Origin of the sequence: Cutibacterium porci (assembly GCF_009696315.1) — a bacterium.
In the GTDB taxonomy this organism is placed as follows: domain Bacteria; phylum Actinomycetota; class Actinomycetes; order Propionibacteriales; family Propionibacteriaceae; genus Cutibacterium; species Cutibacterium porci.
Map to the genome: position 1 here is coordinate 465,376 of NZ_VUMG01000002.1, position 12,697 is coordinate 478,072.

At 58.2% G+C, this 12,697-nt stretch carries 11 protein-coding genes; 1 reads left to right on the forward strand and 10 read right to left on the reverse strand.

What is annotated here, in order from left to right; all coding sequences use genetic code 11:
• Positions 1-20 precede the first annotated feature (20 nt).
• A complete protein-coding gene (gene rimO, locus FYJ43_RS06115) occupies positions 21-1,439 on the reverse strand; it encodes a 30S ribosomal protein S12 methylthiotransferase RimO (RefSeq protein ID WP_154563455.1) in 1,419 nt (472 codons plus the stop codon).
• A 35-nt stretch (positions 1,440-1,474) separates the two neighbouring features.
• Here rimO and FYJ43_RS06120 point away from each other — a divergent pair, with 35 nt between their 5' ends.
• Positions 1,475-2,281 (forward strand): fructosamine kinase family protein, encoded by an 807-nt coding sequence (locus FYJ43_RS06120; protein WP_326833449.1) that lies wholly within the window; start codon positions 1,475-1,477, stop codon positions 2,279-2,281.
• Positions 2,282-2,335: 54 nt separating this feature from the next.
• On the opposite strand, the gene pyrE is transcribed toward FYJ43_RS06120, so the two are convergent.
• From pyrE to pyrR, 9 genes are read right to left on the reverse strand one after another with little or no spacing between them, the layout of a single operon-like run.
• Positions 2,336-2,980, reverse strand: coding sequence for an orotate phosphoribosyltransferase (gene pyrE / locus FYJ43_RS06125; protein ID WP_154562931.1), 645 nt, complete (start codon positions 2,978-2,980; stop codon positions 2,336-2,338).
• A 28-nt stretch (positions 2,981-3,008) separates the two neighbouring features.
• Positions 3,009-3,719, reverse strand: coding sequence for an orotidine-5'-phosphate decarboxylase (gene pyrF / locus FYJ43_RS06130; RefSeq protein ID WP_154562933.1), 711 nt, complete (start codon positions 3,717-3,719; stop codon positions 3,009-3,011).
• A 25-nt stretch (positions 3,720-3,744) separates the two neighbouring features.
• Positions 3,745-4,668, reverse strand: coding sequence for a dihydroorotate dehydrogenase (locus FYJ43_RS06135; protein ID WP_326833388.1), 924 nt, complete (start codon positions 4,666-4,668; stop codon positions 3,745-3,747).
• The gene (locus tag FYJ43_RS06140; protein ID WP_154562935.1) at positions 4,665-5,465 is read right to left on the reverse strand and encodes a dihydroorotate dehydrogenase electron transfer subunit; all 801 of its coding nucleotides are present in this window, start codon (positions 5,463-5,465) and stop codon (positions 4,665-4,667) included. The genes FYJ43_RS06135 and FYJ43_RS06140 overlap by 4 nt, the downstream gene beginning before the upstream one ends.
• Positions 5,465-8,671, reverse strand: coding sequence for a carbamoyl-phosphate synthase large subunit (gene carB / locus FYJ43_RS06145; RefSeq protein WP_154562937.1), 3,207 nt, complete (start codon positions 8,669-8,671; stop codon positions 5,465-5,467). Before carB ends, FYJ43_RS06140 begins: the two co-directional genes overlap by 1 nt.
• Complete coding sequence (locus tag FYJ43_RS06150; RefSeq protein ID WP_154562939.1) at positions 8,671-9,759, reverse strand: carbamoyl phosphate synthase small subunit; 1,089 nt, start codon at positions 9,757-9,759, stop codon at positions 8,671-8,673. Before FYJ43_RS06150 ends, carB begins: the two co-directional genes overlap by 1 nt.
• Entirely contained in the window at positions 9,756-11,093 is a 1,338-nt protein-coding gene (locus FYJ43_RS06155; RefSeq protein ID WP_326833389.1) for a dihydroorotase, read from the reverse strand. The genes FYJ43_RS06150 and FYJ43_RS06155 overlap by 4 nt, the downstream gene beginning before the upstream one ends.
• Positions 11,090-12,034, reverse strand: coding sequence for an aspartate carbamoyltransferase catalytic subunit (locus FYJ43_RS06160; RefSeq protein ID WP_154562941.1), 945 nt, complete (start codon positions 12,032-12,034; stop codon positions 11,090-11,092). The genes FYJ43_RS06155 and FYJ43_RS06160 overlap by 4 nt, the downstream gene beginning before the upstream one ends.
• Entirely contained in the window at positions 12,031-12,606 is a 576-nt protein-coding gene (gene pyrR, locus FYJ43_RS06165; RefSeq protein WP_154562943.1) for a bifunctional pyr operon transcriptional regulator/uracil phosphoribosyltransferase PyrR, read from the reverse strand. The genes FYJ43_RS06160 and pyrR overlap by 4 nt, the downstream gene beginning before the upstream one ends.
• Positions 12,607-12,697 lie beyond the last annotated feature (91 nt).

Consider the following 12,697-nt stretch of genomic DNA (forward strand, 5'->3'; position numbering starts at 1 on the left):
GTCAGCGTTCGCCGCGATGCCTAGACACATCGCGCAACGAGATCGACCCCATCAGCCCCAACGAATTCGACGTCGATGATGTCCCCCACGCGAACCGCAGGTGCATCAGCAACAGTGACGATCCCATCGACCTCCGGCCCCTGATGCTCGGCTCTTCCGATGACAGCGTCGCCAATGTCTTCGACCATGACCCGCCCCCGGCTGCCAATGCGGTCCTCAGCACGTTGGGACACCAACTCGTCGATAAGGTCAGCGAGATCTTCACGGCGAGCGGCGATGACGTCCTCGTCTACGTGTCCGTCAAGCCTGGCTCCCTCAGTGCCCTCCTCGTCGGAGTAAGCGAAGATGCCGGCAACGTCGAGACGAGCTCGCTGTAAGAAATCGGTCAGAACCTCGACGTCCGCATCGGTCTCACCGGGGAAACCGGCAATGAAGTTTGACCTAAACCCAGCCTCCGGGCACCGAGAACGGATCGAATCGATGATGTTCAGGAATGACTCGGCGTCACCGAATCGACGCATCCGACGCAGCAATGTCCCTGACGCGTGCTGGAAGGACAGATCAAAGTAGGGCACGACTTTATCTGTCATCAACATCGTGTCAATGAGCCCCGGTCGCAGCTCGGCTGGCTGCAAATATGACACCCGGATCCACTCCAAACCGTCAACCTTGTCAAGGCTCACGAGTAATTTCTCTAACAGCCTGAGATCCCCTAAATCCTTACCGTAAGAACTGGAATTCTCGCTGACGAGAAACACCTCCTTGACGCCATGATCCACCAGCCAATGCGCCTCTTCGACGATGTCTGCGACTGGTCGAGAAAGGTATGAGCCACGGAAACGCGGTATTGCGCAGAACGCACAACGGCGGTCACATCCCGAGGCTATCTTGAGCGGTGCGCTAGGCCCCGTTCCGAGACGTCGTCGGGTAGCTCGCGGGCCAGACGCCGGAGCGATAGCAGCCGGAAGGTCGGGAGCCGTGCCGTGACCGGGGACGGACACCCCGACGCGCGCGGTCGGTCGATCGACTGGGCTGAGCGGCAACAACGTACGCCGATCGCGGGGGACGTGGGCCTCAATCGAGCCGCCGTCCAAAATGGTTCGCAATCGAGCTGCAATGTCGTCGTAATCGTCAAATCCCAGCACTGCATCCGCCTCAGGTAGGGATTCAGCGAGTTCGCGTCCATACCGCTCGGCCATGCATCCAACCGCAACAACGGACGTCGTGGTGCCGTTTCCTTTAAGATCAGCGGCAGCTAACAAGGTGTCAACGGAATCCTTTTTGGCTTGCTCAATGAACCCGCAGGTATTGACGACGACCGTCTCCGCATCGGCAGGATCGTCAACGAGACGGAATCCGCCAGCCTCCATTCGAGCCGCGAGCTCCTCGGAATCGACGTCGTTGCGGGCACAGCCCATCGACACCAGGTGGACTGTCATGAGGTGATCAGGGGCGGACACGGGACTCCATTCTGATACGGGAGGTGGTTTCGGCTGCATCCTACGCGTCTACCGTGGGTGTCATGACGTTCCGCAAGACCGACCACCATAAAAACGCCATTAACTATGAAGTTGCCGGGCTGGCGTGGCTCGCTGCTGCCCAACCGGCTGGAGCCGCAATCGTCAACGTCATCGACCATGGCACTGGATGGCTCACCGAACCCGAGCTATCGACGGTGCGTCCCACCCGCGACGCAGCCGAGGAGTTTGGACGCCGACTAGCTCACACCCACGCAGCCGGCGCGTCGCATCTAGGAGCTGCACCTGACGGGTTTACACCAGATGGCGGATACATCGGACGGGCTCCCCTGCCTCTGCCATCCGAGCCTGTCTCCTCATGGGGAGAGTTCTATGCGCAATACCGCATCGAGCCTTATATGGACAGCCTGGACGCCGACGCCCGCGCGATCATGTCCAGGCTTGTCGACCGGCTGGCAAGTGGAGCACTCGATCATGACGAGCCAGCGTTGGTTACCGATCCTGCGGCTCGCATTCACGGCGATCTATGGGCTGGCAACCTCATGTGGACAGCCAGCGGTGTCGTCCTCATTGACCCTGCCGCCCAGGGCGGCCACGCGGAGGAGGACCTCGCAGCCCTCTCGGTTTTCGGGGCCCCATTTGCTGACACAATCCGTGCGGCCTACAACGAAGAATCGCCGCTCTCTGACGGTTGGCAAGACCGAATCGGGCTGCACCAACTTCATATGCTCATCGTTCATTGCTGGCTCTTTGGCGGCGGATATGTCGATCAGACCCTCACGATCGCTCGGCAGTGGATGTAGAGCTGCGATGAGTGACGGCACACAGCCACCGCAGTCACGGCACCCGCGCACTCATCAGTGTGAATCCGACCATGCTTGCGGATCCGACGACCACGTCGCCAGTGTGGCCTGCTGCTCAGGTGTAATCCGACCGGATTCAGCTGCCACTTCGATAAGAGTTGGATAGTTTGACAGGGTGTAGAGTGGCAGTCCAGCCTCCTCAAAGGCACGATGTCCCTTTTCTAGTTCGTACGAAAACAGAGCAAGAACACCGACGACCGTTGCCCCTTCGCGCTCTACTGCTTGAGCAGCCTTGAGCACTGAGCCACCGGTGGAAATAAGATCCTCAACCATGATGACCTTGGACTGAGCCGGAATCCGCCCCTCGATCTGGTTGCCTCGCCCATGATCCTTGGGAGCAGAGCGAACATAGGCCATAGGTGCGCCAAGCCGATCGGCGGCAAGAGCAGCATGGGCAATACCAGCCGTAGCAGTACCAGCCACAACATCGATGTCATCGAAATTTGTGCGAACGAGTGAGGCTAGCCCTTCCGCAATAAGATCGCGGGTCTGCGGGTCTGAAAGAGTTACCCGATTGTCGCAGTAGATGGGCGAGTGCAACCCGGATGCCCACGTAAACGGGGCGTCCGGGGACAGCGAAACAGCCTCAATGGCTAGCAGACGGTCAGCGAATTCACGAGCGATCGGGCTCACGGTCATGATGGTTTTCCTCCAGGTTGTATTGTCGTCAAGCTTGACGTCCGGCGTTCCAGTCGTCGCGAATGGCGTAGTAAGCAGCAACTGGGTCATCAGCCTTGGTAATTGGACGCCCCACCACAATCGCCGAGGATCCCAGCGAGGCGGCATTTCCCGGCGTGGCGACCCTGGACTGATCTCCTAGTGCCGATCCCGCCGGGCGAATCCCTGGGGTGACGCGCAGGAAATCTGGTCCGGTAACAGATGCAATATCAGCGGCCTCGTGAGCCGAACATACGACGCCGGCCAGTCCGGCGGCTTGGGCTAGCCTGGCGTAGTTGCGTACCGACTCGATCAGCGGAACCTCCACCAGCTGCTCTGTTTTCAATGCTTCTGGAGACGTGGAGGTGAGTTGAGTAATAGCTATCACGCGAGTCGACTCGGCGGCGTCTCCCAAACCCTCGAGTGCGGCCTCCATCATGGCTTTTCCGCCCGCAGCATGGACGGTTAACACATCTGTACCAAGCTTGGACAGACTCGACGCGGCACCTTTGACAGTATTGGGAATATCGTGAAGTTTAAGGTCGCAGAACACATCGTGCCCCGCCTCTTTGAGACTCGTCACGATGGTCGGCCCGGCCGCGTAAAACAACTCCATGCCGACCTTGACGAAAAGATTCTCCTCATCGAATCGACCGACGAAGCTGAGTGCTGCCTCGGCACTAGGAAAATCGAGGGCGATAATTGGGCGGCTGGTATCCATGTGAACTCCTTGAATGGTGGCCAGATCAGCGAGACTGCCTGACCTGGGTGCGTAGCTCCTCTAGGCTGTCAATGCCTAGGTCGTCCATGAGTGGCTCAAGGCCGTCGATAATCTTGGGACAGGCCAATGGGTCGGTGAAGTTAGCCGTCCCGACGGCAACTGCCGAAGCTCCAGCCATCATGAGTTCGAGGGCGTCGGCGCTCGTCATCACGCCTCCCATGCCGATAACTGGAATATCGACAGCTCGGGTAACGACATCAATCATCCGCACCGCAATAGGCAACACGGCTGGCCCGGATAGGCCACCTGTGGTGTTGGCGATGATAGGAGTCCGGCGCGCGATGTTGATCCTCATCCCAGTAAGAGTGTTGATGAGGGTAAGACCGTCGGCACCGGCGTCGGCAACGGCACGCGCGATGTCAGCGATGTCAGTGACATTAGGCGACAATTTGACATAGACAGGCACGCTCGCAGCTGCGACAACGGCCTGCGTCAGATCATAAGCTGCAGCTGCATGAGTACCGAAGGTAATTCCACCGCGCTTGACGTTGGGGCAAGAAATGTTGATTTCCACAGCGGCCACGTTGGGAGCCGTCGAGATGACCTCACACACCCTGACGTAATCTTCAGTCGTGTAGCCGGCGACATTGGCGATAATGGGTAAGTCCGGGAAGCGCTCAGCTAACCACGGCAATTTCTCGGCCATGACGACGTCAAGGCCGGGATTCTGCAAACCGATAGCGTTGAGCATGCCGCCTGGGGTTTCGGCCACCCGGACAACGGGATTACCGCGGCGAGGCTCGACGGTCGTGGCTTTAATCATGATCGACCCCAGTACCGACAGGTCGTAATACTCCGCGTACTCGGCCCCAAATCCGAAGCATCCGCTAGCAGGCATGATCGGATTCTTAAGGTCCAGCCCCGGTAGGGACACGGCCAATCTCGTCACAGCAGAACCTCCTCAGCTGCGAGCACAGGACCGTCGACGCACACCCGGAACTGATGATCAGGATCCGTGGCGTCACCAACAACGCAGGCGTAACACGCCCCTACACCACATGCCATTCTCTCCTCCAGGGAAAGCTGAGTACGCACCGTTGGGGCAAGAGCGGATTTCACCCATCTCAGCATCGGGAGCGGCCCGCAGGCCTGCACAAGATTGGGGACGAAGAGACGCGCCTCCTCGGTATCAGCGATCTGGGCGACGGTCCCCTTCGTCCCGACCGAACCGTCATCAGTGGAGACAAGAACCTCACCGAGCTGGCCGAAACGATCAGCCCAGAAAACATCATTCTTGTCACGGAATCCGAGCCGGAACTGCACCTGGACATCACGCTCGACGAGTCGCCGTCCCAGCAAGTACAGCGGCGGAATCCCAACTCCTCCGCCAACCAACAGAGCCCGTCCGCCGGGCTGCACCGCGTCGACGTCGAACCCGTGGCCAAGCGGACCTAAGACGTCAACCTTGGCACCGATCGGCTCGGTTGAGAGTTTGTCGGTTCCTTGTCCCACGACCCGAAAAATGACGGTGTACCCCTCATCATCAGCGTCAGCGTCAGCGATGGACAGTGGTCTGCGCAGCACATGCAATCCACCGGGTAGCAGATGAAGAAATGTCCCCGGCACAACGTCTGGCATAGGCTCATCAGGAATGAGTCGCACCGAATACACCCCAACAGCAATCTGCTGACGGTCGACAAGCCGCATCATCTGAGGGCCGCGACGAAGTCCCTTTATTTCAGTCATCAAATCGACTCCGTTGAGAAAACACGTGACTCCATAACTCGACAAATTGCCGCAGCCGTATCCAAAGAGGTGAAAAGCGGGATACCGCGTGCGATCGCTTCACGGCGAATCTGCTTACCATCGATAAGGGTATCTTGGCCATTTCCCATGACATTGATGACGGCGTCGCAACCATTGCGGCTAATAAGGTCAAGGACAGATTCCGTCGATCCAGCCTTTCCTGACCCAATCTTCTCCGCAACGTCAATGCGCAAACCACCCTCGTCAAAGAAACGGGCGGTGCCCGCCGTCCCAACAAGTTGGAACCCAATCCGATCAAAACGGCGGGCGAGTTGAAGTGCCTCTGATTTGGCGTCGTCCGCCACTGTGATAAGGATCTTGCCGTATTCAGGAACGTGCAGACTCGCCGCTTCGAACGCCTTATAGAGTGCTTTTTCGACGGTGTCGTCTGACCCCATGACCTCACCAGTCGACTTCATTTCCGGGCCGAGATGGGAATCGACGAGATCGAGTTTAGAAAAGCTAAATACCGGGGATTTGACGTGAATACGCTGTGACCCGGGCAATAAGCCGGGCTGCAATCCCACGTCGGCAAGTGTCTGGCCGAGAATGACCCGGGTCGCCACCTCGGCCATCGACACTCCCGTAACTTTCGACAGAAAGGGCACGGTTCGCGATGCTCTCGGATTGGCCTCAATGACGTAGACCGTTTCCTCACCGGTGGTCGGATCAGTGGCGACAACGAACTGAATGTTAAGAATGCCCTTGGTATTAAGCCCTCGCGCCAGCTGCGTCGTCACCTCAACGATCCGGTCGGCAACCTGCGTGCTCATCCGCTGGGGCGGGTACACCGCCATTGAGTCACCAGAGTGCACCCCCGCGCGCTCAATATGCTCCATGATGCCAGGGATAAGAACGTCACTGCCATCACAGATCGCGTCCACCTCGCATTCCAAACCATTGAGGTAACGGTCCACCAGAATCGGCTTATCGGGACTAGCGTGCACGGCGTCTCGCATGTACCGCATAAGTTCCTCGGCACTGGTGACAATTGCCATGGCGCGACCGCCGATGACGTAGGAGGGGCGCACCAATACCGGGTAGCCAAGCCGTTCAGCGACCGCCAATGCTTCCTCAGATGACCGTGCCGTGCCACCTGGAGCCTGCGGGATACCCAACTGGGCAAGGAGAGACTCGAACCCTTCTCGATCCTCCGCACGGTCAAGATCAGCTACCTGGGTTCCCAATATCGGCACTCCAGCCGCCGAGAGAGGACCAGCCAAGTTGATCGCCGTCTGGCCACCGAATTGGACGATGACACCATCGGGCTGCTCAAGGTCGATGACGTTCATGACGTCTTCAACGGTCAACGGTTCAAAATAGAGTTTGTCAGAGATAGAGAAGTCGGTAGACACCGTTTCCGGATTCGAATTCATGATAATTGCTTCGTACCCGGCGGCCTGAATAGCCTTAACAGAATGAACGGTCGCGTAGTCAAACTCAATGCCCTGACCAATGCGGATCGGCCCGGATCCCAATACGAGCACGCTAGGACGCTGTGATCTTTCCGACTCGTTCTCCATTTCGTAGGAAGAGTAGAAATACGGAGTTGAAGAATCGAACTCGCCGGCACAGGTATCAACCATCTTGTACACCGGTACAATCTGGTTCTCGACGCGGCGAGAACGCACCTCATCGGGTGTCTCACCCCAGATCCGCGCAATAGCTGGGTCGGAGAAGCCATTACGCTTAGCGATCCATAGCGTCTCAGGATCGTCGGGACAAGCTCGCAACCGCTCCTCGATTTCGAGGATGTGGGCAATCTTGTCGAGGAAAAACACGTCGATATTGGTCTGTTCATGTAGCTCGCGCGCAGTGCGTCCGCGTCGGATTGCCTCGGTGAGACAGAAGAGGCGATCATCACGCGCATGAAGTAACCGTTCCTCAAGGATGTCGTCAGGCAGATCGGCAACCTCGCGCAGCTCCAGATGATCCACGCCAATCTCCAGCGAACGCACTGCCTTCAGTAACGACTCCTCGATAGTGCGCCCCAGAGCCATGACCTCACCGGTCGCCTTCATCTGGGTGCCTAGACGACGATCGGCCCGAGCGAATTTATCGAAGGGCCAGCGCGGGATCTTGGCGACAACGTAGTCAAGCATCGGTTCGAACATTGCCCACGTCGTCCCAGTAACTGGGTTGCGGATCTCGTCAAGGGTCAAACCGACCGCGATTTTCGCGGCGATCTTGGCGATCGGGTAACCAGTCGCCTTCGACGCCAGGGCCGAGGAGCGCGAGACTCGCGGGTTTACCTCGATGACGTAGTACTGGAAGGAATGCGGGTCAAGGGCTAGCTGAACGTTACAGCCACCCTCGATCCCGAGCGCCCGGACAATCTCAATCGACGCATCGCGCAGCATCTCATGCTCGACGTCGGTAAGAGTTTGAGTAGGAGCAAAAACGATGGAATCACCTGTGTGAACTCCGACTGGATCGAAATTCTCCATGGTGCAGACCACCATGGTGTTATCGGCGCTGTCACGCATCATCTCGTATTCGATTTCCTTGTACCCGGCAATCGACTGTTCGACCAGGCACTCAGTGACCGGGGAAAGCTCTAGTCCCTTCCCAACGACACGTTCGAGCTCGGCCTCGTCGTGACATATACCGCCTCCCGTACCACCAAGGGTGTATGCGGGACGAACGATGAGCGGATACCCGATCGCGGCTCCGACCTCGACCGCTTCATCCACGGTATGCACAATGTCGGACGCCGGTACCGGTTGACCCAGCTCGGCCATGAGCTGTTTGAAAAGATCACGATCTTCAGCCTTTTCAATGGCCGAAAGATTAGTGCCAAGTAATTCGATGCCAAGCTCGTCAAGAATCCCAGATTTGGCCAGCTCAGTAGCCATATTGAGGCCAGTCTGACCGCCCAAGGTCGGGACAATGGCGTCAGGACGCTCCCGGCGCAAGATCGAGGAGACGAATTCGAGGGTGATCGGCTCAATGTAGACCTTGTCGGCGATGTCACGATCGGTCATGATCGTAGCTGGATTGGAGTTAACGAGGATGACCTCGTACCCCTCCTCCTTCAGTGCCAGGCACGCTTGGGTTCCAGCGTAGTCAAACTCGGAAGCCTGACCGATGATAATCGGCCCGGATCCGATGACGAGGATGCGGTGCAGGTCGGTGCGACGGGGCATCAGTTATGGCCTCCAGTGTGATGGGCATCCATGAGAGCGACAAAGTCATCGAAGACGTGAGCGGCATCGTGAGGTCCGGCGGCAGCGTCGGGATGGTATTGCACGGAGAAGGAACCGAGTCGGGTGTGACGCACGCCCATAACGGTCTCGTCATTGATCTCAATGTGGGTGATGTCTAATTCCGTGCCAACCACCGATTTGGGATCGACGGCGTAGCCGTGATTCTGACTCGTGAAATCGATCCGGCCAGTCGATAATTCGCGCACTGGGTGGTTGAAACCGCGATGACCAAAGGGAAGCTTGTAGGTATCGGCGCCGTTAGCCAGCGCAAAGATCTGATGACCCATACAAATGCCAAATACTGGGTATTCCTCCTGCAGCTCCCGCACAACGTCTTGTACGGCCGGGACAGATTTCGGGTCTCCGGGACCGTTGGAGAGCATGATGCCGTCGGGTGCCAGAGCACGCACCCGGTCCGCTGAGATGTTCCACGGCACCACCGTCACCGCACAACCTCGTTTGCTCAGCTCTCGCAAAATTGAGTGCTTCAAGCCGAAGTCGAACAGCACCACGCTACGCCCACCCAGAGGTGACGGGTAAGCGGTGCGAGTGGATACTTGGGAAATCTGATCGGTAGGCAACTGAACGTTGCGCAATTTCTCCAACTCGGCGTCGAGGTCAGCGTCAGGACCCAGCAAGGCACCCTTCATAACTCCCTCAGTGCGCAGCCGCCGTACCAACGCACGAGTGTCGATCCCCGCCAACCCCGGGATGCCGTGAGTGGCAAGGAATTCGTCAAGGCTGCGGCGGTTGCGCCAATTGCTGGCCAGTCGCGGCATCTCGCGGCAGATGACTCCGGCAGTCGTAGGAAACAACGACTCCATGTCGTCGCGGTTGATTCCACAGTTACCAATGAGGGGGTAGGTGAAGGTGACAATCTGTCCATTGTAGGACTGGTCAGTCAAAGTCTCCTGATAGCCAGTCATACCAGTGGTGAAGACGACCTCGGCGCTCACCTCGTGGTCGGCTCCGAAAGCCTCTCCTTGGTAACTCGTCCCGTCAGCCAGCAACAAGGTGCGTCTACTCATTGCGGATCTCCCATCTCACGGTCGACAGTCTTCCCCATCGGCTGACCGCGACGGTAGACCGTCCGCCCACCAACCATCGTCAGCACGCAGTCGCCAAAGACAGAACGGCCAGCAAACGGGGTGTTGCGTCCCATCCCGGCCCCTTCCTCAGGGATAATCGTGCGCTCGGTGTGCACGTCGAAGGCAGCCAAATCAGCAGGTCCTCCTACTCGCAGCCGACCGGCTTCCGGCATCCCAAAAGTCTCTGCTGGTCCGACGGTGAGCCAATCGACAAGCTGGTCGAGCCGGAACCGTCGATTGAGCACAAACGCGGTGTACAGCAGGGCGAACGTGTGCTCGTTTGTGACGACCCCGAACGCGGCATTGCGAAAAGAGCATGCCTTTTCGTCAGCCGCGTGCGGGGCGTTATCGGTGGCAATGCACGTCAAGGTTCCGTCACACAACCCCTCAACCATGGCGTCAATGTCATCGCGGGTGCGTAGTGGCGGGTTCATCTTGTAGAACCCGTCATCGTCTGGGATGTCATCATCGGCCAGCAACAGGTGATGCGGAGCGGCCTCGCCGGTAACATTCGCGCCATCTTCTCGGCCCCGCCGCAACGTACGAATCGATTGTCGGGTAGACGCGTGGCATAAGTGGTAGTGAGCGCCAGTCGCCTCAGCAATCATGACGTCGCGGGCCACCTGCACGGTCTCAGTAAGACGCGTCATAGGGGGCAGGTCGAGCTCTCTAGCCCGGCGTCCGTCATTGATTACCCCGCCCCGCACCAGCGATTCGTCCTCAGCATGAGCAGCAATCGGACGGTCTACCGCTGCTGCCGACCGCATTGCGTCATACATGACCCCGGCGAGTTGCACACCCTTACCGTCATTAGAGAATGCCACTGCCCCGGCGCTGGTTAAGGCCTCAATGTCAACAAGCGTCGTGCTCGTTAACCCAACAGTAATGGGAGAAATGGGTCGCACCCGTACCAGGGCCGACTCGTCGATCCTCCGGTTGAGTTCGGCCATGAGCTCGGGAGTATGAGGGTCAGGGACGGTATTGGGCATTGCACAAATCGTCGTCCATCCGCCTCGGGCCGCCGCAGCAGTGCCCGAGGCGATCGTCTCTTTATGCTCCTGACCCGGCTCGCGCAGATGGACATGAAGATCCACCATCCCGGGCGTCACCAGAGCCTGACCAAGATCGATGACCTCGGCATCGGCTCCGTCGAGAGCGTGAGATCGCCCTCGAGAAATGGCTTCGACTCGCCCGTCACGGACGAGGAGCTGGGAGGGAACCGGCGTGGTTCCCTCCAGCATGGTCAACCCGGTGAGGAGGACCCGTTGGCTCACTTTGCCTCCCGGCTTTGTAGCACCTGCTCAAGAATGGCCATTCGCACCATGACTCCATTCCTCATTTGCTCAAAGATACGAGATGCGGGGGACTCTACAAGGTGACCGGAGATTTCACATCCTCGGTTTACAGGAGCCGGATGCATGATAATCGCATGCGGTTTCATCCGATTTGCGCGTTCGTCAGTGAGCCCAAACGCCTGCAGGTAATCGGTAGATGAGAAATCCGGACCAGCATCGAACCTCTCGTGCTGGACGCGCAGCATCATGGCGACGTCGACATCAGCAATGACCTCGTCTAGGGTCGCCATCGAACCGAGTCGGGTGACCTCGTGATCCATCCACTCACGCGGTCCGGTAAACACGACGTTGGCCCCAAGCCGGGCCAGGATCTGAGCATCAGAACGGGCTACTCGCGAGTGCGCGATATCGCCGCTGATCGCCACCGTAAGACCGTCGACGTGGCCAAACTCCTCAGCAATGGTCATGAGGTCGAGCATGCACTGGCTTGGGTGCTGACCAGATCCGTCACCACCATTGACAACTGACAATCCAAGCATTCCGGTCGACAGTAGGTAGTCGTAGTAATGATTAGTTGAGTGACGTATGACGGCCACTTCGGCACCAATGGCGTCGACGGTGCGCACCGAGTCGTAGAGGCTCTCTCCCTTGGTCACGCTAGAGTGGCCCGGATCGAAATCAAGAATCTTCATACCTAGGCGATGCTCAGCCATTTGGAAGCTTGTCATCGTTCGGGTGGAGTTCTCGAAAAACATGTTGATGGCGACGTGGCCTGGCTCCACACGTGCAGTGGCACCATCTTTGAATTGGCGACCACGATCAATGATTCGCATGACGTCGTCATTGGACATGTCTTCAACCGACACAAAGTGACGGCCATCGTAGTCTGCATCAAATTCTTCGACAGTCTCAGCGCTCATCGGGAGGCCACCTTTCGGATGGTGACGGCGTCTTCGCCATCGACTTCAGTGACGTGTACGTCAACGGCCTCGTTCAACGAGGTAGGGATGTTCTTACCGACAAAATCAGCACGAATAGGAAGCTCTCGGTGGCCACGATCAACCATGACCGCGAGCAGAATCCGATCGGGACGTCCGGTATCGACCAAGGCGTCGAGCGCCGCCCGAACCGTACGACCGGTGAACAGTACATCGTCAACAAGTACGACAGTTTTACCGGCCAGATTGGTGGGAACGTTATTGTCCGATACCACCGGATTTTGCGGACGCTCCCGATGCTCATTGGGGTCGAGGTCGTCTCGATACAACGTAATGTCGAGCTCGCTGACAGGAACGTCGACGTCACTCAGTGACGACAACTTCAGCGCCATGCGCCGTGCAAGATATGCGCCACGAGTGCGAATTCCGACGATGACTAATTGGCCGAGCCCCTCATTACGCTCGACGATTTCGTAACAAATCCTCGTCAGTGCCCGCTCCAAAGCTTTGGAATCGAGAACGGTCACTGGACCGGATGACTGGGTGAGTTGCATAGCAGGCTCCTACCGCTGGACACCGCGGGTGCGAGGGTAGAACACACCGGACGGCACGCATATGCGCAGCCGCCTGCTGGCACGACCTTCG